This is a genomic window from Planctomycetota bacterium (assembly GCA_033763975.1).
Lineage (GTDB): Bacteria > Planctomycetota > Phycisphaerae > Phycisphaerales > UBA1924 > RI-211.
The window spans coordinates 142574-162479 of record JANRJM010000002.1; the positions used below are offsets into that span (position 1 = coordinate 142574).

At 72.8% G+C, this 19906-nt stretch carries 18 protein-coding genes; 12 read left to right on the plus strand and 6 right to left on the minus strand.

Annotation, left to right across the window (positions count from 1 at the left end; all coding sequences use genetic code 11):
* Nucleotides 1–63 precede the first annotated feature (63 nt).
* From SFY69_01845 to SFY69_01865, 5 genes are all read left to right on the plus strand, one after another.
* A complete protein-coding gene (locus tag SFY69_01845) occupies nucleotides 64–1221 on the plus strand; it encodes an AAA family ATPase (protein MDX2130779.1) in 1158 nt (385 codons plus the stop codon).
* 140 nt (nucleotides 1222–1361) lie between these two features.
* Nucleotides 1362–1769, plus strand: coding sequence for a DUF4870 domain-containing protein (locus SFY69_01850; protein ID MDX2130780.1), 408 nt, complete (start codon nucleotides 1362–1364; stop codon nucleotides 1767–1769).
* 120 nt (nucleotides 1770–1889) lie between these two features.
* Entirely contained in the window at nucleotides 1890–2279 is a 390-nt protein-coding gene (locus tag SFY69_01855) for a FeoA family protein (protein ID MDX2130781.1), read from the plus strand.
* A 5-nt stretch (nucleotides 2280–2284) separates the two neighbouring features.
* Entirely contained in the window at nucleotides 2285–4318 is a 2034-nt protein-coding gene (locus SFY69_01860; protein MDX2130782.1) for a ferrous iron transporter B, read from the plus strand.
* On the plus strand, nucleotides 4315–4509 hold the full coding sequence (locus SFY69_01865; GenBank protein MDX2130783.1) for a hypothetical protein: 195 nt from the start codon (nucleotides 4315–4317) through the stop codon (nucleotides 4507–4509). Before SFY69_01860 ends, SFY69_01865 begins: the two co-directional genes overlap by 4 nt.
* On the opposite strand, the gene SFY69_01870 is transcribed toward SFY69_01865, so the two are convergent.
* Nucleotides 4495–5898 (minus strand): 3-deoxy-7-phosphoheptulonate synthase class II, encoded by a 1404-nt coding sequence (locus SFY69_01870; protein MDX2130784.1) that lies wholly within the window; start codon nucleotides 5896–5898, stop codon nucleotides 4495–4497. The two genes, SFY69_01865 and SFY69_01870, sit on opposite strands and share 15 nt — an antisense overlap.
* A gap of 154 nt (nucleotides 5899–6052) precedes the next feature.
* Here SFY69_01870 and SFY69_01875 point away from each other — a divergent pair, with 154 nt between their 5' ends.
* Nucleotides 6053–6370 (plus strand): hypothetical protein, encoded by a 318-nt coding sequence (locus SFY69_01875; GenBank protein ID MDX2130785.1) that lies wholly within the window; start codon nucleotides 6053–6055, stop codon nucleotides 6368–6370.
* Nucleotides 6371–6453: 83 nt separating this feature from the next.
* Here SFY69_01875 and SFY69_01880 read toward each other — a convergent pair whose 3' ends face one another.
* Complete coding sequence (locus SFY69_01880) at nucleotides 6454–10662, minus strand: PQQ-binding-like beta-propeller repeat protein (protein MDX2130786.1); 4209 nt, start codon at nucleotides 10660–10662, stop codon at nucleotides 6454–6456.
* A gap of 251 nt (nucleotides 10663–10913) precedes the next feature.
* Here SFY69_01880 and SFY69_01885 point away from each other — a divergent pair, with 251 nt between their 5' ends.
* Both SFY69_01885 and SFY69_01890 read left to right on the plus strand, forming a co-directional pair.
* Nucleotides 10914–11324 carry a DUF5658 family protein gene (locus SFY69_01885; protein MDX2130787.1) on the plus strand — a complete coding sequence of 137 codons (411 nt, stop codon included), beginning with the start codon at nucleotides 10914–10916 and terminating at the stop codon, nucleotides 11322–11324.
* A gap of 13 nt (nucleotides 11325–11337) precedes the next feature.
* Nucleotides 11338–11835: a hypothetical protein gene (locus SFY69_01890; GenBank protein MDX2130788.1), complete on the plus strand. Its 498-nt coding sequence runs from the start codon at nucleotides 11338–11340 to the stop codon at nucleotides 11833–11835.
* A gap of 27 nt (nucleotides 11836–11862) precedes the next feature.
* Here the strand turns inward: SFY69_01890 and SFY69_01895 are convergent, their stop codons facing one another.
* Nucleotides 11863–13005, minus strand: coding sequence for a Nif3-like dinuclear metal center hexameric protein (locus SFY69_01895; protein ID MDX2130789.1), 1143 nt, complete (start codon nucleotides 13003–13005; stop codon nucleotides 11863–11865).
* Between the two features lie 61 nt (nucleotides 13006–13066).
* Between SFY69_01895 and SFY69_01900 the strand changes: the two genes are divergently transcribed.
* Complete coding sequence (locus SFY69_01900) at nucleotides 13067–14050, plus strand: hypothetical protein (protein MDX2130790.1); 984 nt, start codon at nucleotides 13067–13069, stop codon at nucleotides 14048–14050.
* Nucleotides 14051–14103: 53 nt separating this feature from the next.
* The gene (locus SFY69_01905) at nucleotides 14104–15081 is read left to right on the plus strand and encodes an ROK family protein (protein MDX2130791.1); all 978 of its coding nucleotides are present in this window, start codon (nucleotides 14104–14106) and stop codon (nucleotides 15079–15081) included.
* 14 nt (nucleotides 15082–15095) lie between these two features.
* On the opposite strand, the gene SFY69_01910 is transcribed toward SFY69_01905, so the two are convergent.
* Nucleotides 15096–15428, minus strand: coding sequence for a hypothetical protein (locus SFY69_01910; protein ID MDX2130792.1), 333 nt, complete (start codon nucleotides 15426–15428; stop codon nucleotides 15096–15098).
* 134 nt (nucleotides 15429–15562) lie between these two features.
* The gene (locus SFY69_01915) at nucleotides 15563–16129 is read right to left on the minus strand and encodes an HIT domain-containing protein (GenBank protein ID MDX2130793.1); all 567 of its coding nucleotides are present in this window, start codon (nucleotides 16127–16129) and stop codon (nucleotides 15563–15565) included.
* A 72-nt stretch (nucleotides 16130–16201) separates the two neighbouring features.
* Between SFY69_01915 and SFY69_01920 the strand changes: the two genes are divergently transcribed.
* Together SFY69_01920 and SFY69_01925 are read left to right on the plus strand one after the other, a co-directional pair.
* Nucleotides 16202–17716 (plus strand): leucyl aminopeptidase family protein, encoded by a 1515-nt coding sequence (locus SFY69_01920; protein MDX2130794.1) that lies wholly within the window; start codon nucleotides 16202–16204, stop codon nucleotides 17714–17716.
* Between the two features lie 28 nt (nucleotides 17717–17744).
* Complete coding sequence (locus tag SFY69_01925) at nucleotides 17745–18872, plus strand: DNA adenine methylase (GenBank protein MDX2130795.1); 1128 nt, start codon at nucleotides 17745–17747, stop codon at nucleotides 18870–18872.
* Here the strand turns inward: SFY69_01925 and SFY69_01930 are convergent.
* Nucleotides 18773–19885, minus strand: coding sequence for a glycerophosphodiester phosphodiesterase (locus SFY69_01930; GenBank protein MDX2130796.1), 1113 nt, complete (start codon nucleotides 19883–19885; stop codon nucleotides 18773–18775). The two genes, SFY69_01925 and SFY69_01930, sit on opposite strands and share 100 nt — an antisense overlap.
* Between the last annotated feature and the right edge of the window lie 21 nt (nucleotides 19886–19906).

A 19906-nucleotide genomic window follows, 5' to 3' on the forward strand; every position in this document is an offset into this window, starting at 1 on the left:
ATGGGGCGTGGCATGGCCCCCGGGCCGCGCCCCCTATCGTGAGGGTTCCTCCGGGAGCCTTGCATGCGCGCGATCGTGACCGGTCAGATCGGGATGGACAAGAAGCCCTACCTCGACGGGGCCGCACGCTTCGCCGGGCAGCAGGGCGAGTCGCTCCAGGTCTTCCACGTCGGCGACATCATGTACAAGGAAGCGCCCGACGTCCGCCCGGGCAAGATCCTGGATCTCCCCATCTCGCGCCTGAACTCGCTGCGCCGCGCCGCGTTCAAGGACGTCATCTCCGAAGGACGCGACGTCCCCAACATGATCGTGAACACGCACGCCACGTTCCGCTGGCGGCACGGCCTGTTCGCCGCCTTCGACTACGACCAGATCTCCAAGCTCCAGCCCGACCTCTTCATCTGCCTCGTCGACAACATCGAGGTGGTGCACCACCGACTCCACGCCGACCACGAGATCGACGCCACGCTCAAGGACTGCATGGTCTGGCGCGAGGAAGAGATCCTCGCGACCGAGCTCATGAGCAAGACGATCCCCGACAGCCGCTTCTACATCATGGCGCGCGGGCGTCACTCCCCCACCACGCGCACGCTCTTCCGCCTGGTCTGCCGCCCGGGCATGCGCAAGGTGTACCCGAGCTTCCCGATGAGCCACGTCGTCGACATGCCCGAGGTGCTCGCCGAGATCGACGCCTTCCGCGCCCAGCTCGCCGAGCACTTCATCACCTTCGACCCCGGCGATGTCGACGAGAAGCTCCTGCTCGAACGCGCCATCGCCGCCAGCAAGGACGGCAAGGACTACCTCGACGTCGCGCCCCATGCCTTCGGCGGGGCCATCCCCGCCTCCGGCGCCCCCGGCGGCCCGGCACGCCCCATCCGCGTGCGCGTCCGCGAGGTCCTCGACATCGCCGGCGACATCGACGGCCAGATCTACATGCGCGACTTCAAGCTCATCGACCAGGCCGACATGATCGTCAGCTACATCCCCGAGATCCCCACCGCCGGCGGGAAAGAGTTCCCCGGCCTCTCCAGCGGCGTCGAACGCGAGCTCCACCACGCCTTCGAGCACACCAAGGAAGTCTTCGTCGTCTGGAAGCCCCGCAAGTCGCCCAGCCCGTTCATCACCGAGACCGCCACCCGCATCTTCAAGAGCACCGAAGAGGCCCTCGCTTACTTCGAGGCCAACGGCTACTTCGGCGAACGCAACCTGTTCGGGCACTGACGCCGTTTCTCCAGTCTGGGTGGTACAGGCGTCTGTCTGAGAGGCACCGGCGTCCCGCCTGTGTTCGTCTCGCGATGCCAGCAACAATCCCGGCAGGAATCTGAAACCGCCGACCCCGCTCGCCCAATCAAGCCCATGGCATGAGCGCGAGCCCCGCCAGCATGGACCCGCACACCTCCCATCCCGGCGCCGACCCCCTCTACGACCCTCACGCCTCCAGCGATGAGCGCACCTACGCCACGCTCACGCACCTCTCGCTCCTCACCTCGCTCTTCTTCGTCCCCGTCCTCGTCGGGCTCGTCATGTGGCTCGCCCGCCGAAATCAGTCGCCGTTCATCGACGACCACGGCAAGGAATCGCTGAACTTCCAGATCTCCCTCGTCATCTACATGATCGGGGCGTTCGCGCTGGCGGCCCTCACGTGCGTCGGCATCGTGCTCGTCCCCGTGGTCTACGTCCTCGGGCTCGTCGGCATGGTCTTGGCGGCCCAGGCCGCCAGCAATGGCAAGTACTACCGCTACCCCGCGTGTATCCGGTTCGTCGGTTGAGCCCGACCTCTCCCGCGTCGGGTCCGCCCGCGGCCAATTCATGACCCGCAGGTCATTGAAACCGAATCTCAACTGCACTATTCTCCGGCAGCGGGCGTTTCGCCCATCGCAGGAGGCTTCATGGCGGTTGCGGACGCGGATTGCGAGCACGTTGGTGGCGAGACCGCCCTTCCCGGGCCTGTACCGCAGGCCGTAGCGCAGGCCCAGCCGCCCGCCGCGCCGCCGGCACGCGACCTGCGCCCGCCGCTCGCGCTGACGGACATGGCGGCGGGGCAGACCGGCGCCGTGTGCGAGCACTGCATGGACCCGGCCGACGCGACGCTGCTGCGCGCGATGGGCCTGCGTCCCAACGCCACGATCCGCGTGTGTCGCACGGGCGAGCCGACGATCGTCGAGGTGTACCCAAGCCGCCCGGGCGAGGGCTCGCAGTGTGCCCGGGCCGACTGTCGGTGTCGCCTGGGTCTGGCGTGGGTGCTGGCAAGCCGCGTGAAGGTGCGGGCGGACGCGTGACGTGCATGCGGCCTGAGGCGTCGGGCGGGCCGATCACGCCGCGCGACGAGCGGGGCATTCGCCGCGTCGCGCTCATCGGCAACCCCAACACCGGCAAGACGACGCTCTTCAACCGTCTCTGCGGCCTGCGCCACAAGACGGGCAACTTCCCGGGCACCACGCAGGAAGCGCGGCTGGGATTCGCCCGGAACGGCCCCGACACGATCGAGATCATCGATCTCCCGGGCATCTACTCGCTCGAACTCGAGCAGTCCGAGGCCGAGATCGCCCGGCGCGTGCTCGCCGGCACGCTGGCGCCCCCGGGGCAAGTCGCCGCCGCTCCGGACGTGGCGTGTGTGATCGTCGACGCGACGAACCTGGAGCGCAACCTCGCGCTCGTCGGCGAGACGCTCCGCCGCCGCCTGCCCACCGTCGTCGTGCTGAACATGATGGACCTGGCGGCCCGGCGCGGGCTGCGTGTGGATGGAGCCGCGCTGGCGCTCCGCCTGGGGTGCCCGGTCATCACGACCAACGCACGCACCGGCGCGGGCGTGGTGGAACTGCTCGGCGCGCTCGGGCGCGCCACGGTGCCGAACGTCACGCCCCCCGGCACGCGCGACGGGCTGGAATCCTGGGCCGAGGACCTCTGCCACGCCGTCGCGTCGTCGGGCGTCGCCGCGCGCCGGACGGGCTGGACGGACCGGCTGGACCGCGTGTTCACACACCCGGTGCTGGGGCTGCTGGTGTTCGCCGGGGTGATGGTCGGGCTCTTCTGGGCGATCTTCAGCCTCGCCCAGCTGCCGATGACGCTCATCGAGGACGTCTTCGGCGCACTGGCCGGCTGGATCGAGGCGACGCTGCCCGACGGCATCCTCCGCGAGTTCCTCGCGGGGGGCGTGGTGTCTGGACTGGCGGGCGTGCTGGTCTTCCTCCCGCAGATCTGCCTGCTGATGTTCCTCATCTCCGTGCTCGAGGACACGGGGTACCTCGCCCGCGCGGCGTTCGTGATGAACCGGTTCCTCGCGCCCTTCGGGCTCTCGGGGCACGCGTTCATGCCCCTGCTCTCCAGCCACGCGTGCGCGATCCCGGGGATCATGGCGTGCCGGGCCATTCCCGACCGGCGCGAGCGCCTCGCGGCGATCCTGTGCGCGCCGTTCATGAGTTGCTCGGCCCGGATCCCCGTGTACGTGCTGTTGACGGTCGTCCTGTTCCCGGGTCGCCCGCTCACACAGGCCCTCGCGTTCGTCGGGTGTTACGCGCTGGGGATCATCGCGGGCCTGGCCAGCGCGCTCCTGGCCCGGCGGACGGTGCTGCGCGGCGCATCGCGCCCGATGGCGCTGGAACTGCCGACGTACAAGGCGCCCTCCCTCTGGACGGCGCTGGTCACGACCTACGACCGCGCGTGGATGTTCCTCAAGAACGCGGGGACGAACATCCTGGCGATCTGCATCGTGCTCTGGTGGCTCAGCGCCTACCCGCACGTCGACCCGCCCGAGGCGGTCACGAGCATCCGCGTCGTCACGCGCGTCGCGCCCGACGACCAGTTGATCGAGCACGCCCCGACGCCCGGGGGAGACGCACGCACCCAGACCGCGGCGGCGTGGCGGGCCGAGGCCGACGCCCTCGAATCGCGCCACGCGCTCGCGCACTCGTTCGCCGGCCGCCTGGGACGCCTCACCCAGCCGGTCTTCGAGCCCCTGGGCTTTGACTGGAAACTCACCGTGGGCGTGCTCACGAGTTTCGCCGCCCGCGAGGTCTTCGTGGGCACCATGGCCGTGGTCGTGACCGGGCACGACGACGCCGAGGACGAGGGCGTGCTCACCGCGCTCGCCACCGCGACGCGCGACGACGGCGTGACGCGCATCTTCACCCCGCCCGTCAGTTGGGCCCTGCTCGTCTACTACGTCCTCGCGATGCAGTGCCTGCCCACCCTGGCGGTCACCGCGCGCGAGAGCGGCGGGACGAAGTGGGCCCTGCTCCAGCTCGGCTGGATGTCCGTGCTCGCCTGGGCCCTGGCCGCGGTCGCGTTCGCCCTCGCCGGCGGGTACGGTTCGGCGTGAGCCTGCCCATCGGCGACTGGCAGTTCTGGGTGGTCACCGTGCTCGCCCTGCTGGGGGCCGCGTTCGTGCTGCGCGAAGTCCTCCCCGCCCGCATCAACCCGCTCAAGCGACGCCGGGGCGAAAAGAAGACCACGCTCACCATCGAGGGCAAGACGCCCGGCCCCTCGCGCGACAGGTCAGGCGCCCGCTGAGCCCGCCCCGTTCGGCGCGCGCAGGCGGCGTGCGAGCAGGAAGGCCATCTCGAGCGCCTGCTGGTAGTTGAGGCGCGGGTCGCACGCGCTCAGGTAGTTCGTCGACAGGTCTGATTCCGTCACGCCGCTCGCCCCGCCGATGCACTCGGTCACGTCCTCGCCAGTGAGTTCGAAGTGCACGCCCCCCAGGCGCATGCCCTGCGAGGCGAAGACGTCCGCCGTTTCTTCGAGCTCGCGCAGGATCGCGTCGAACGAGCGCGTCTTGATCCCCCCGGGCGTCACCACGCCGTTCGCGTGCATGGGGTCGCACATCCACAGCGCCCGGCGCCCGGCGCCGCGCACCGCCTCGATCAGCCCGGGCAGCACCCGCCCCGGCGCCCCCGCGCCCAGGCGCGTGATCAGCACGAGCTTGCCCGCCTCGTTCGCCGGGTTCAGCCGCTCGACCAGCGCGAGCACTTCCGCGGGCGTGGACTTCGGCCCGAGCTTTACACCCACCGGGTTGCGCACGCCCCGGAAGAACTCCACGTGTGCGCCCTCCAGCGCGCGCGTCCGCTCGCCGATCCAGGGCAGGTGCGTCGTGAGGCAGTAGTACCCCTCGCGCCGCGGCACGGTCCGCGTCTGCGACGACTCGTAGGGCAAACTCAGCCCCTCGTGGCTCGCGAAGAACTCCACGCGCGTCAGGTCGTGGATCTCCTTTTCGCCCAGCGCCTCCATGAAGCGCAGCCCGTCGGCCAGGCTCGCGGTCATCCGCTCGTACTCCGCGCGCACCTCCGGCGACAGCGTCGCCCGCCGGAAGAACGACAGGTCCCAGTACTCCGGGTGGTGCAGGTCGGCGAACCCGCCCTCCACCAGCGCGCGGATGAAGTTCAGCGTGAGCGCCGCGTGCTGGTACGCGCGGCTCAGCAGCGCCGGGTCGGGCGTGCGCGCCTCGGGCGTGAACTCCGCCCGGTTGAAGAGGTCGCCGAAGTAGCTCGGCAGCGTCACGCCCCCGCGCGTCTCGACCAGGCTCGAGCGGGGCTTGGCGTACTGCCCCGCGAACCGCCCGACGCGCGTCACCGGGCGCTTCCCCGCGTGCACCAGCACCAGCGACATCTGCAGCAGGATCTTCAGCTTGTTCGTGATGAGCTGCGGGCGACAATCGTCCAGCGTCTCGGCGCAATCACCCCCTTGCAGCACGAACCGCTTGCCCGCCTCGGCCTCGGCCAGCTCGCGCCGCAGACGCTCGATCTCCCAGCTCGTCACCAGCGGCGGCAACGCCCCCAGGCGCGACACCTCGCGCGCCAGCGCGCCCTCGTCCGGGTACGTCGGCGTCCCGCCCTGCGGGCGCGCACGCCACGAGTCGGGCGTCCAGTCGGGCGGGGGCACGGGGTTGGCGTCGGGGGTGCGCACGGGTCGGGAGTCTAGATCGGCCAACGAAATGCGCCGCATGCGCTCAACCGGAGTCTTCCCGGTGCCGATGGGTGGTGCGCACGGGTGGTTATCGCCGGTAGGCAGCAGCGCCCGCCGCCCACGCCGTTGTCCGTCCGAAGACCAGGAGCCTCGCATGCCCCCGACCACCCGCCGCTCGAACACCCGTACCCGTCGCACCACCGCCCGTCGCACCACGACCCGCGGCACGACGACGCGCAACACGACGACCCGCAACACGACGGCCCGCGCGACGACCCGCAACACCACCACCCGCAACACCACGACCCGCGGCACCACCGCCCGCACGACGGCCCGCGGCACGACCACCTCGCCCCGCGCCACCCGCTCGACCACCACGCGCGCCACCTCGACCCGCACCAACACCCGCCCGACGACCATCTCCGGCTTCACCCGCACGACGACCCGGCGCATCGCCCGGGCCGCGGCCTGAGGCCCCCCGAACGCACGGCACGGACGCCGTCAGACGACCCCGCTCTGTGATGGCGGGGTCGTCCTGCGTTTTGGGCCCGCCGGTCACCGCGCCGGCGCGTCGAGCACGATCGTGCCCGCCCCCTGCCCGATCAGGATCTTCCCGTCGATCGTCAGAAGCGCCGAGGGCACGTCGAACACCCGCACCCGCTCGACGCCCAGCACCTTGCCCGTGGTCGACGACAGCAGCAGCACCCGCGCCAGATCGCTCGACCCGGGCGAGAACGCGTCGCCCGGCACGTCCAGCGTCACCAGCACGTCGCGCCCCAGCGCCGCGGGCATCAGCCGGCTCTCGCGCAGCGAATCCGCCCCCACCAGCGCCCCCTGCTGATCCACGATCCGCACGCCCTCCGCTCCCGCCAGCACCAGGCGGCCGTTGACCACCCCAGCGCTCACCGGCAGCGACAGGCGGCTGTGCGAATCCTCGCCCATCGGCAGCGGGTTCGGATCGAACACCCCGCTCCCCGCCTCGCCCCGGCGCAGACGCATGTCCGCGTCGAGCACCAGCAGCGCCGACCCCGCCTGCCACCCCGCGACCGACGTCTGCCCGAGGTTCCCCGCCGCCGTCCACTTCACCTCGCCCGTCGCGGGCGAGAACCGCAGCAGCGCGTCGCTCGTCGCCAGCAGCGCGTCGCCCCCGTCCAGCGGGCGGATCCAGCGCGGGTGGTCCCCCAGCCGCGACGCCGGCAGCGAGGCGCGAGGCTCGCCCGTGCGCGCGTCCACCGAGATCACCGCCGTCTCCTGCGTCCGTCCGTCGTCCGACGCGCGCAGCCCCGCGATGATCACCGTGTCGCCCGCGTGCGCGACCTCGAACACCGGGCTCATCGGCAGCACCGACCCCCACAACGCCTCGCCCGTCGCCACGTCGATCGTCGCCGCGGCGCCCGACCGACGCACGATCGTCACCGTCCGCCCGTCCGTGCTCACGACCAGGTCCGCCGGCCCGGCGTCGCCGTCGAGCGGCGTGGGCATTGCCGGCGCTTCGGGCAGCCCCGCGGGCCCGCGCAGCACGCCCCCCAACTCACGCGACTTCCACGCCGTTCTGCCGTCGACCCCGATCCGCTCCAGCCAGCCGCCCCCCGCGCCGGGCCAGTGCAGCAGCGCCGCGTCGGGCGTCAGCAGGATCGGCGATGGCTCCGCCTCGCTCTCCCGACGCCACACCGCCGACAACTCGCCCGTGCACGCGTTCACGCCCCACAGTTCCACGCGCCCCTCGCCCACCAGCAGCACGCAGTCCGTCGCCAGCCCGGGCGCTTGCGTGAACAATGGTGTCCGCGGGTCCAGCCCTTCGATGAACCGCTCCGCCCGTACCTGCGTCCCCAGCAACGCCGGCCAATCGCGCGACGCGAGCGCCGTTCGCAGCGCCTCGGCCGCGGCCCCCGCCGAGACCTCGCCCGCGGGCGTCGTCACCCGCACGCCCGGAAAGTTCAGCGCCACCCGGCGCATCTCGCGGTATAGACCGCCCCGCAAAGCCGGCGTCTCGGGCCCGGCGACGAGCGCGTTGGCCAGCGCCCCCACCACCGGCTCCAGGCCCGGGCGCCCCAGGTCCCGCGCCAGTTCCGCCGCCGCCAGCCCCGCGCCCACGGCCCGGCGGGCCCGCTCGTCGCGCCCGTCGCGCGCGTGGGCCTCCGCCGCCCGGCGCCACAGGTCCGGCGCCATCGACGACCCCGGATAGCGCGACGCGATGCCGGCCAGTTGGTCCGCGCCCGCGTCCTGGGGCAGGGCGTCCGCCGCGAGGCGCGCTTCCTCGTCGAACGCCGCGTACGCGCCCGGGCCCGACCGTCGCAGCAGCGCCGCCAGTCGCGCCGCCGCCACGTCGCCCGCCGCATCGCCGGCGTACTCGGCCTCTTCCAGCGCCGCCGCGGCCAGCGCGGGGTCCAGCAGGATGCGCTGGTACGCGTCCACGCCCGCGTCGGGTCGGTTCTGCACGTCCGCCAGCCACGCCGTCTCGAGCAGCACCCGCGCCGCGTCGCGCGGCGCGTCCGCCGCCCGCGCCAGGCGTGCCAGGATCTCGCCCAGCACCGCGGCGTCGGTGATCGGGGGCGTGCCGAGCGGGTCGGCCGGGCGCGACGGCTGGCTCCACGCCGCCCGCGCCCGCCGGATCATCGCGAGCAGCAGTTCGGTGAGCTGCGTGCGGGCGGGCGTCGACGCCTCGTCCGCCCCGCGCGCCTCGAGCAGCGCGAGCACCCGGTCGGCCAGCGGCGCGACTTCGCCCCCGCGCCCGGCGCGGTCCACCAGTTCGATGTACGTGAGCAGCGGCGCCGGATCCGCCGGCGACTGCGCCACCCGGCGCTCCAGCAGCGCCCGCGCGTGCTCCCACGCGACGTACGTGTGGATCGACGTCGCGTCGAGCGCCAGCACGTGCGCGCCCCCGCCGTCCTCCCCCGCCACCGCGAGCATCGACCCCGTCGCCGGCATCGCCAGGCGTCGCGCCTCCGACGGGCGCGCGGGGTCGATCACCGCCACACCGTCGGCCAACGGCACGTACACCAGCGGCCCGAACGTCACCACCCGCCCCACGGGCACCTGCCCGCGGAACTCCTGCGACAGACGGATGCTCCCCTCCGCCAGCGCCTCGCGCGCCACGAACACCACCCGCGTGGGCGTCACGCACGCGAGTTGATCGCCCGCGATCAGCACGTAGCGCGGTTCGCCCAGCGGGGCCGCGTCACGCTGCGCCCGCAGCGCGCCGGTCGCCGCGTCCAGTTCGACGACGCTCCCGCGCCCGGGCTCCACGTAGAACAGCGACCCGCCGCTCAGCGCGGGCGCGTTCGACTCGTGCGCGGGGACGGGCGCGGTGGGGCGGAACCCCATCGCGTCCTGCGCCCGCGGCGGGGCGAGCGTGCGCACCCACCGGGGCCGCCCCGTCGCCGCCTCGAACGCCCCGATCACGCCCATCTCATCACCCCGGTACACGATCCCCTCGTGCACCACCGTCAGGTCAGGGCGCGACGAGAGCCGCCCCCAGGGGTTCGTGCCGACGCTGCCCAGCAGGCGGACCCACTTCGGGCGCCCGGTGTACAGATCGAGCCCGACCAGGTGCGTGCGGTTGAGGCGCACCGTCGGCCCCGACTCGCGGAACGCCAGGATCGCCGTGTCCGCGTCGACCACGACGCCCCCCCGCACGCTCGACTGCTCCAGGCGCCCGTCGATGTCCCCGACGGCGACCTCCCACAGCGAGCGTCCGTCCCGCACGTCCAGGCCCACGACTTGCCGGTCGGGGCGCTGCACGGGCTGATCAGGCCCGGCGTTGTGCGCCACCACCACGCCCCCGCCCACGCCCGGGAAGCCGAGGTCGGCGCCCTGCGCCCCGCCGAACGTCATCGAGTTCATGCGGTCGAACCCGGCGCGCGACCGCGACCGCCCCGGCGAGCCCAAGGGCGTGCTCCACAAAGGGGTCAGCGTGACCGCGTCCAGGCCCCGCACGCCCCGCCCGTCGTTCACGAACACGCTCCGCCCGGAAACGACCGGCGCCCACGCCGCCAACCCGGCGACCTCCGGCTCGTCGGTGACGGGCGCGAGGCGCACGGACCGCAGCGGGATGGTGGGGAGTTGGGCCGCGTCGATGGGCGGGCCCGCGTCGAGGATGGTGCGCGCCGGCCGCGCGAGTTCCGGCACGCCCGCCTCGTCGCCCCCGGGCGCGGGCGCCCCCACGCCCCCTTCGCGTGCCCACCGCGCCGCCCACGCGGCGACGCCCTCACGCTCCACACGCGCGGCGATCGCCAACGCCAGACGCGCCGCGTCGGCGGCGTTCGCGCCGGTGCGGTCCGGATGGTCCTCGCCCTGCTCGAGCATCAGCCGGGCGCTCTCGAACCGCCCGGATTCCAGTTCCAACTGCGCCAGACGCAGCATCGCCTCGAACCCCGAGGGCGTCAGCAGGTGCGTCCGCTCCACGCGCGCCAGATCGCCCGATTGGAGCAACTCCGCCGCCCGCGGCCCTTCCTGCGCGCGGTATCGCGCCAGCAGCTCGGGCCGCCGCACCAGCAGCGTGTGCACCACCCGTCGCACCGGCACGTACAGGTCCGCGTCGCCCTCGACCGGGAGCAGACGCTCGCCCTCGTTCTCCAGCACCTGCTGGAGCACGCGGAGCCCCTCGGGCGTGTTCCCGCCCGCGTCGAGTTCCAGGACCCGCACCAGCGCGTCCGCCGCGGTCACCGAATCGTCGGGGTTGACGGCCCTGGCCCGCTGCGCAAACGCCTCGGGCGCGACCAGGGCGAGCGGGGCGAGCAACGACAGGGCCACTATCGGACGCATCGAACCTCCGACCGTCCATACGCCCCGCGCCGCGCGCCGGTGCGCTCGGACTTGGCAGCATCGGCGGTTTCATCCGGATCTTTCACACGAACCCGACGGGACGCAGCATTGTTCACGTGCTCTTCGCCCCGTGCACGCATCGGCTCAACATGCCCGGGCTCTCCGCCGATGCCTGCGTCCAGCGCATGTCCACTCTCCGAGCGAGCGCAACGTTCCCGCTCCGGGCCGCACGAGCCTGTTCCGCGTGGCGGGTGCGTCCGCTCCACGAGACACTCTCCGAGCCGGCGCGCTGCGTCCGCGTCACCTCGCTGCTCGTGGGCACGGCGTGCATGAGCCTGGCCGACCTCTACATGACGCTCCTCTTCGCCACGCACGTGGGCATGCTCGAATCAAACCCCGTCGCCCGCATGGTCATGGCCCACGATTCGCCCGCCCTCGTCGTGCTCTGGAAGGTCGCGCTGACGGTGTTCGGCGTGGGCGTGCTGTTCTACTCGCGGCGCAAGCGACACGCCGAGATCGCCACCTGGCTCGTCTTCGCGGTCCTCTGCGGGCTCATGGCCCACTGGCTGCTCTTCACCGAGGCCGCCCGCGAGGCCGGCGCCGACTACCACCTCATCGCGATGAGCGGCGACGCCCGCTGGGTCGAGTTCCCCGCCGACTGAGTACACTGGCGCGATGCCGCCGACCCAACCCGCTCTCGCCGCCGCACTCGCCGCGGCGACCATCGCGTCCCTCGTCGGCCTGAGCACGGGCCTGACGGGCTGCTCCTCGGGCGCTCCACCCCGCACGCAGGTGCTCGGGGCCGCGCCGGGCGAACGCACGCCCGAAGGCGCGCAGGTCGTCTTCGAGGTCGCCGCCACCAACCCCAACCGCGAGGCCCTGCACCTGCGCGACGTGCGGTACGAGGTCTGGAGCGGGGGCACCCGCGTCTTCGAGGGCGAACGCTCCGCCGAGGCCACCCTCCCGGGCTACGCCACGCGCAGCGTCTTCCTGCCCGCGGGCATCCCCGCGCGCACCGGCCTCGCGCCCGGCGCCCCGCTGCGTATCACCGGCGAGATCACGTATCGCCCGCTGGGGGTCATCCGCCAGACCCTCGAAGAATCCGGCTGGCCCGCGCTCACCTCGTCGTTCGAAGGCGAGGCCACGCCCGCGCCGAGCGCGCCCCCGCAATAGCGCCGCGCCGGGGCGATTCGTGCGCGGCTAGATCGTCGTCAGGATGTCGCGGTCCATCGTGCTCACCCGGGCGTCGAAGCCTTCCAGCGCCAGCCTCTCGCGCAGCCGCGGCAGGAACCCGCGCTCCGTGCTCGTGTGCCCGCCCAGGATCACGCTCATCCCCGCGTGCAGCGCGCCCAGCACGTCGTGGTGCGCCATCTCGCCGGTCACGAACACCTCGCACCCCTGGCGGGCCGCCTCCCGGCTGTGCGACCCCCCCGCCCCGCACACCACGCCCACACGCGACACCACGCGGTCCTGGTCCGGGTCCGCCAGCGCGAACCGCACGAACGGCCTGCGGATGAACGCCTTCAGCCGCTCCGCCAGTTCGCGCACCGTCGCCGGACGATCCAACTGCAGCCGCCGCCCAGCCCCCACGTTCCGGCGCGGCTGGCGCACCAGTTCGTACACGTCGATCGCGGGCTCCTCGTACGGGTGGAAACGCCGCAGCGTCTCGAGCGCCAGCGCCAGCGCCGCCCGCGAGCACACCATCTCCAGCCGCACTTCCGCCACTTCCTCGCGCCGACCCGGGATCCCCGTGGCTGGGTGCGTGCCCTCGCCGCCCAGGTACGTCCCGGCGCCGGGCGTCGTGAACGAGCACAGCGTGTACTGCCCGATGATCCCCGCGCCCGCCGACGCCAGCGCGTCGCGCACGCCCTCCACGCTCGCCGCGGGCACGAACGTCACGATCTTCAGTTCCTGCGTCGGGGCTTCCCGCGCGTGGGGCACGAGCGCCCGGCAATCGCCCAGGATCTTCCCCGGCTGCGTGCTCCCCGACAGCCCCTCGCACAGCCAGTCCGTCATGCCCCCCGACGCCGCGTCCAGCGACGTGTGGGGCGCGTACACCGCCAGCCCCGCCTCGATCGCGCGTAGCAACACCCGCTGGCGGGGCGTCGCGTCGGTGATGCGCGTGAGGGGCTCCCAGATCGGCGGGTGATACGCCACGACCGCGCCGGCCCGCATTTCCACCGCCTCGCGCAGCACGCGCTCGGTGAGGTCGATCGTGAGCAGCACCGGCCCGGACAGGTCCCGCGCCGAATCGCCCACCAGCAGCCCCACCTTGTCCCACTCCGCCGCCTGCCCCAGCGGGGCCAGCCGCTCCATAGCGCGCACCAGGTCGCCGACCTTCATGCAACCTCCCGTGGGCCGTCGCCCGCGGCGTATTGTTGGCAGCGCGCCGACGCGCACACCGATGAGCGAACCAATCACCCGGCGCGCGCCCGCCAAAGTCAACCTGGCGCTCTCGCTCGGCCCGCCCGAGCCCGCCCACGCGCCCCGCCCCGGCTGGCACCCCATCTGCACGTGGGTCGCCTGCATCGACCTCTGGGACGACGTCACCGTCACGCCCCTGGCGCCCGGCGCCCCGCGCGCGTTCGCCGTCTCCTGGGCCCCCGACGCGCTCCGCCCCACGCCCATCGACTGGCCCCCGGAGGCCGACCTCGCCCGGCGCGCCCACGACCTGCTCGAGGCCCACCTCGGGCGTCCGCTCGCCGCCCGCGTCGAGGTGCGCAAGCGCATCCCCGTCGGCGCGGGGCTGGGCGGGGGCTCGTCCGACGCCGCCGCCACGCTGCTGGCGCTGCGCACGCTCTTCGTCCCGGACCTGCCGGTCGAGACGCTCGCGGGCATCGGCGCGCAGCTCGGGTCCGACGTCGCGTTCTTCATCGATCCGCACCCGCAGGCCCCGCCCGCGCCGGCGATCGTCGAGGGCTTTGGCGAGCGGGTGGAACGGGTGGAGCGCGCCGAGGGCGACGTGGTGCTCGTCGTGCCGCCGTACCCGTGCGCCACGGGCGCCGTCTACCGCGCGTTCGACGAGGTCATCGCCCAGGCAGACCAGGAGCGCCGCCAGGAGTGGGAACTCATGCACGCCTCGGGGGGCGGGCGTCCGCCCCAGCCGCACCACCTGCGCGCCGATCTCGTGCGGGCGCGTCTGGCCCGCTCGGCCGACGGGCTGGACGGGCGCCAGCTCTTCAACGACCTCACCCCCGCCGCCTGCCGCGTGGAACCCCGCCTGGCGCCCCTTCTGCGGGATCTCTCCCGGGCGACGCGCCTCGACGCCCACCTGACCGGGAGCGGAAGTTGCGTGTTCATCCAGACCTCCCGCCCCGCCAAGACGATGGAACAGGTGCGCCGGGCGGCCCCTGCCGACTGCGCCGTGCAGGCGCACCGTCTCGTCTAGCCCGTCCGCCGTCGGGGGCGCCGAGTACACTCGGGACCCGTGGGAGGAGTCGCATGCCGCCAGCCAAGCCGTTCGTGGGGGTTGATCTCGGGGGCACGAACATCCAGTTCGGCGTGGTGTCGCACGACTTGAAGCTGATCGGCGAGGCCAAGCGCAAGACCAAGGCCGAGGAAAAACTCGAGGGCGTCCTGGGCCGCATCGAGGCCGGCATCGCCGAGGCCTGCGCGGACGCGGGCGTGAGCCCGGGGGCGATCGGGGGCGTGGGGATCGGCGCGCCCGGCGCGGTCGACCCGACGCGCGGGCTCGTGCTCGAGGCCGTCAACCTCCGCTGGGACAACGTCCCCCTGGCCGACCTGCTCGCCAAGCGTCTCAAGACCAAGGTCTTTCTCGACAACGACGTGAACGTCGCGGTCTTCGGCGAGAACAAGCTGGGCGCCGGCAAGAACGCGCGCGACCTGCTGGGCGTCTGGCTCGGCACGGGCGTCGGGGGCGGGCTCATCCTCAACGGCGCGCTCTACTACGGGCACTTCTGGACCGCCGGCGAGATCGGGCACACCATCCTGCTGCCCAACATGCCCCGGGGCGTGCGCACGCTCGAGCAGCACTGCTCGCGCACCGCCATCGTCGAGCGCCTCGCCGCGCTCCTGCGCTCCAACCAGAAGTCGCGCCTCACCGCCGAGATCGGCGACGACTACACCAAGATCCGCTCGCGCACGCTCGCCCGCCACTACCACGAGGGCGACCGCGAGGACGCGCTCGTTATCGAGGTCGCCGACGCCGCCGCCGACCTGCTGGGACAGGCCATCGGCAGCGTCGTCACGCTGCTCAGCCTCCCGCGCGTCGTGCTCGGGGGCGGGCTCACCGAGGCCCTGGGCATGCCCTTCGTCGAGCGCGTCCAGACCGTCGCGCGCGAGGTCGCCTTCCCCGACGCGTGCAAGAAGGTCGAGGTCGTCCCCAGCATGCTCGAAGACACCGCCGGCGTGTACGGCGCCGCCATGATCGCGATGGAGCGGGCCGGCGTGCTCAAGTAGCCCGCCGCGGGCGTTCAGGCCACCGCCGAGCGCCGCTTGCTCATGATGCCCACGCGGTACGCGCCCTGCCCGTCGGGCTCGCAGCGCACCACGATCCCCGTCTGCCTGGGCCACATCGGCGACTCGGGCACCAGCGAGACGCTCGACCCCGGCATCACCGGCGCCGGGCTGCGCACGCCGATCCCCGTCCACGACGCGTCCAGCACCTCGACACGCGAGAGCGTGCCGGGCCCGGGCCCGTCGCTGAAGACCGCCATCGCCCCGCCGTTCATCGTGCGACGCGGCGTCTTGCGCCGGTCAGATTCGAGCTTCATCGGGCAGGCGTCGTCGGTGTGCAGCGTGAGCATGCAGGAGTCCCCCGGGCCGCCCCGGCACGAGGCGTCGCCGGTGGATCTATCGGACGCGTTCCGACGAGACTTCACTCCCGTCTCACCCGTGCCCGGCCCGCCCTCGCCCTCCCCCCGCGGGAGGGCCCCCTCGGTCAGGACGCCGACCCGGGCCCGCCATCCCCCGCCGCCGCCCTGAACCGGGCGTACATCGCCTCCAGCGACGACGGGATGACCCGCACCCGCCCCACCACCGTCATGAAGTTCACGTCCCCGCCCCAGCGGGGCACGAGGTGCGCGTGCAGGTGCTGTGGCACACCCGCCCCCGCCGCCCGACCCTGGTTCACCCCGATGTTGATCCCCTGGGGCTCCAGCGCCCGCTGCAGCACCGCCGCGGCCCGGTCGACCAGCCTCCACAACTCCGCCCGCTGCGCGGGCTCGTAGTCCAGCAGCGTCGGGCGCGGGTCGCCCAGCGCGACGAGCAAGTGCCCGTTCGCGTACGGGTAGCGGTTCAGCAGGATCATCCCGTGCTCGGTCCGCACGATGACGAAGTGCCGCTCGTCGTGCTCGGGCGACCGCCAGTAGTCGAGCAAAAACGAGCCCGAGCTCGGCCCGGGCGGGCCGGAGCGCTTCTCCGCTTCGTCCATCGCCGCGAGATAGTCCATCCGCCACGGCGCGTGGATCGACGGCGGGCCCAGAGATGCCGAGTCGTCGTCGGGCATGGCGCGATGGTACCCGCTCCGGGCGCCCCGCCGGTTGTACACTCGCACGCCTCATCCACAGGAGATCCCCCGATGTTCGACGCGGTGTCGCTGAAGTCGTCCAAGCGCGCGAGCGCCCCCGAGTGTGTCGTGTTCGGCGTCTTCGGCGAGAAGGGCGCGGCCCTCCCGCTCGACAGCGCCAGCCGCGCCCGCGCCGCCGGGCTCGGCGTCGCCGACGACATCGCCAAGGCGCTCAAGCGCCCGGAAGCCACCGGCGACGTGGGTTCCACCGTCGAGGTCTTCTCCGCCGCCAAGGGTGCGCCGGCGCGCGTGCTGGTCGTCGGCCTGGGCGACAAAGCGACGTTCACCGCGTCGCGCCTGCGCGACGCCGTCGCCGGCGCCGCACGCCGCCTCTCGGTCGTCAAGGCCTCCACCGTCGCGTTCGAGCTCGGGGGGCCGCTCTCCAGCACCGACATCGACGGGTACCGCTCGGGCCTCTGCACCGGCGAGGCCCTGGGCCTGCTCGCCTGGTGGTGCGATGAGTTCCGCGGCAAGGGCACCACCGCGCCCAAGCGACCCGCCCTCGCCGTCGTCGCCGAGGGCCCGTTCGCCGACGGCGTCGCCTTCGGCCTGCGACTCGCCGAATCCGCCAACCTCGCCCGCACCCTCAGCCAGACCCCGCCCAACGTCGCGACCCCCGCCTGGATGGCCGCCCAGGCCAAAAAGGTCGCCCGCCTCGCCGGGCTCTCGATCTCCGTCATCGAGGGCGACGCCCTCGAACGCGAGAAGATGGAAGGCCTCATCAACGTCGGCAAGGCCAGCGAGAACAAGCCCTGCCTCATCCGCCTCGAGTACGCCCCCAAGGGCGCCTCCGCCAAGCGCCCCCTCGTGCTCGTCGGCAAGACCATGACCTACGACACCGGCGGGCTCTCGCTCAAGGTCAACAACGGCATGGTCGGCATGAAGCGCGACAAGGACGGCGGGTGCGCCGTCCTGGGCGCCATGCACGCCATCGGCTCGTTCGTCCGCCCCAAGCGCCGCGTCATCGCCTACATGCCCGCGGCCGAAAACTCCCTCTCCGACGAGGCCTACCGCCCCGACGACGTCCTGCGCTTCCGCAACGGCGTCACCGCCGAGGTCACCAACACCGATGCCGAAGGACGCCTCGTCCTCGCCGACGCCCTCTGCTACACCTGCGAGAAGGACAAGCCCGCCGCCATCGTCGACCTCGCGACCCTCACCGGGGGCGTCATCGTCGCCCTGGGCAGCACCTACGCCGGCATGTTCTGCGAGGACGACGCGCTCCGCGACGCCGTCCAGCAGGCCGCCGACGCCAGCGGCGAGCGCGTCTGGCGCCTGCCCATGCACGCCGAGTACCGCGAGATGATGAAGAGCCCCGTCGCCGACATCGTCAACAGCAACCCCAACCGCAAGGCCCACCCCATCCAGGGCGCCGCGTTCCTCTCGTACTTCGTCGACGAAAAGATCCCCTGGTGCCACCTCGACATCGCGGGCGTCCACGTCGCCGAGAAGAACGCCGGCATGTACATCGAAGGCCCCACCGGCTGGGGCGTACGCCTGCTCGCCGAACTCGCGGAGAACTTCTAACCCCGGCCCGTGCCTGTAAGGGCGCGTCGTGATCAAGTACATCGGCTCCAAGCGCACGCTGCTCCCCGCGATCCTGCGCGAGGTTGCGCGCGTGCCGGGCGCCCGCACCGTGCTCGATCTCTTTTCCGGCACGTCGCGCGTCGGGCACGCCCTGAAGCGCGCGGGCTACCGCGTGTTCGCCAACGACCACAACGCCTACGCCGCCACGCTCGCCTGCTGCTATGTGCAGGCCGACGCCGAGGACGTCCTCGCCGACGCCTCGCGTCTCGTCGCGGAGTTCAACGCGCTGCCCGGCGCGCCCGGCTACTTCACGAGCACCTTCTGCGAGCAGTCACGCTACATCCGCCCGAAGAACGGCGAACGCATCGACGCCATCCGCGAGGCGATCGCGCGCAAGGCGCTCCCGCCGGACCTCGAGGCCGTCGTGCTCACCTCGCTCATGGAGGCCGCCGACCGCGTGGACTCGACCACGGGCGTGCAGATGGCGTACCTCAAGGGCTGGTCGGCGCGCTCGGGCAACGACCTCGAACTGCGCGTGCCCGACGTGCTCCCCCGCGCGGCGCACGGCAAGGGCAACGCGGCGTGCCTCGACGCGCTCGACGCGGCCCGCGCGTACGACGCCGACATCGCCTACATCGACCCGCCGTACAACCAGCACTCGTACCTCGGCAACTACCACGTGTGGGAATCGCTCGTCCGCTGGGACAAGCCGTGCGTCTACGGCGTCGCGTGCAAGCGCACCGACGTCCGCGAGCGGCGCAGCCCGTTCAACTCCCGGCGCGCCGGCCCCGCCGCCCTGCGCACGCTCCTCGACGCCGTCCGCGCGCCGACGCTCATCATCTCGTGCAGCAACGAGGGGTACCTCTCGCGCGACGACATGCACGCCATGCTCGCCCCGCTCCGCCCGCAGAGCACCATCACCACCATCGAGGTCGACTACAAGCGCTACGTGGGCGCGCAGATCGGCATCCACAACCCCAAGGGCGAGAAGGTCGGCGCCGTCAGCCACCTGCGCAACACCGAGTTCCTGGTCGTCGTGCGCCCCGCGCCCGACGCTCAGCGCGAGCCCGCCGCCCCCGCCCCACCGACCGACCGCCCGCCCGCCCGCAGGCACAGCCCCGGCGCGGGCACCGCCCTGCGCCCGATGTCCGGGTGATCGGTGAAGAACCCGTCGACGCCCGCCTCCACGTACGCGATCGCCTCGCCGAGCGGGTCGCCCTTCAGGTTCGCCGGCAGGAACTCGTCCTCGGCCCGCAGCGTCCACACGTGCACCACCAGCCCATGCGCGTGCGCCTCGCGCACGAACGCCGTCGGCGATAACAGGTTCTCCGACGCGTCGCGTGCGATCACGTACTGCTTGCTCGCCCCCACGCCGTCCGCGTAGGTGCGGATGAACGCCAGCCCCTCGGGCGTCGCGAGGTCGGCGTACGTGCGCGGGTCGCCATACACCACAAAGTCGTACGGGCGGCTGCCTTCGCCCGCGTTCAGCAACTGCACCAAGCGCAGCTCCGTCATCCCATTCAGCCGGCGCAGGGGCCCTACCTCGAAGCACTGGACGAAGCACGCCGCCCGCGTATCCATGTACCCGTTCGCGTGCAGCACATCGACCAGCGTCCGCTCCATGGGCAGGCCGATCGATTCGTGGTAGGTCGGGTGCTTCATCTCCGGGTAGATGCCGATCGTCCGCCCGCGCTCGCGCTCCAGCCGGCGGACGAGATCGATCACTTCCTGCAGCGTCGGCACCGAGAACCGCCCGTCGTACGCCGTGTTCGCCGGCCGGGTGCGCGGGATCCGCTCCCTCGCGCGCAGCGTGCGCAGCTCGGCCAGCGTGAAGTCCTCGGTGAACCACCCGCTGACCGGCTTGCCGTCGATGACCTTGGTCGTCGCGCGCCCCGCGAACTCCGGGCGCGAGGCGACGTCCGTCGTCTCGCCGATCTCGCTCTCGTGGCGGCAAACCAGCACGCCGTCCCGCGTCATCACCAAATCGGGCTCGATGTAATCCGCGCCTTGGTTAATCGCCAGTTCGTACGCCGCCAGCGTGTGCTCGGGGCGATACCCCGACGCCCCGCGGTGGGCGATCACGATCGGCTGCGCCCGCGCGGGCCACGCGCAGAAGGCCGCCCCCGCGCAGACCGCCAGCCCGACCAGCAGTGTCCCCAGCCTTGGCATGACCGCCTCCGCGCGACGGGC

What these genes read in the sequence shown, in the direction of transcription:
- SFY69_01855 (MDX2130781.1), top strand. Translation starts at nt 1,890, where the DNA reads ATGGCGGTTGCGGACGCGGATTGCGAGCACGTTGGTGGCGAGACCGCC.
- SFY69_01915 (MDX2130793.1), bottom strand. Translation starts at nt 16,129, where the DNA reads ATGCCCGACGACGACTCGGCATCTCTGGGCCCGCCGTCGATCCACGCG.
- SFY69_01850 (MDX2130780.1), top strand. Translation starts at nt 1,362, where the DNA reads ATGAGCGCGAGCCCCGCCAGCATGGACCCGCACACCTCCCATCCCGGC.
- SFY69_01845 (MDX2130779.1), top strand. Translation starts at nt 64, where the DNA reads ATGCGCGCGATCGTGACCGGTCAGATCGGGATGGACAAGAAGCCCTAC.
- SFY69_01880 (MDX2130786.1), bottom strand. Translation starts at nt 10,662, where the DNA reads ATGCGTCCGATAGTGGCCCTGTCGTTGCTCGCCCCGCTCGCCCTGGTC.
- SFY69_01860 (MDX2130782.1), top strand. Translation starts at nt 2,285, where the DNA reads ATGCGGCCTGAGGCGTCGGGCGGGCCGATCACGCCGCGCGACGAGCGG.
- SFY69_01930 (MDX2130796.1), bottom strand. Translation starts at nt 19,885, where the DNA reads ATGCCAAGGCTGGGGACACTGCTGGTCGGGCTGGCGGTCTGCGCGGGG.
- SFY69_01890 (MDX2130788.1), top strand. Translation starts at nt 11,338, where the DNA reads ATGCCGCCGACCCAACCCGCTCTCGCCGCCGCACTCGCCGCGGCGACC.
- SFY69_01920 (MDX2130794.1), top strand. Translation starts at nt 16,202, where the DNA reads ATGTTCGACGCGGTGTCGCTGAAGTCGTCCAAGCGCGCGAGCGCCCCC.
- SFY69_01900 (MDX2130790.1), top strand. Translation starts at nt 13,067, where the DNA reads ATGAGCGAACCAATCACCCGGCGCGCGCCCGCCAAAGTCAACCTGGCG.
- SFY69_01895 (MDX2130789.1), bottom strand. Translation starts at nt 13,005, where the DNA reads ATGAAGGTCGGCGACCTGGTGCGCGCTATGGAGCGGCTGGCCCCGCTG.
- SFY69_01875 (MDX2130785.1), top strand. Translation starts at nt 6,053, where the DNA reads ATGCCCCCGACCACCCGCCGCTCGAACACCCGTACCCGTCGCACCACC.
- SFY69_01910 (MDX2130792.1), bottom strand. Translation starts at nt 15,428, where the DNA reads ATGCTCACGCTGCACACCGACGACGCCTGCCCGATGAAGCTCGAATCT.
- SFY69_01905 (MDX2130791.1), top strand. Translation starts at nt 14,104, where the DNA reads ATGCCGCCAGCCAAGCCGTTCGTGGGGGTTGATCTCGGGGGCACGAAC.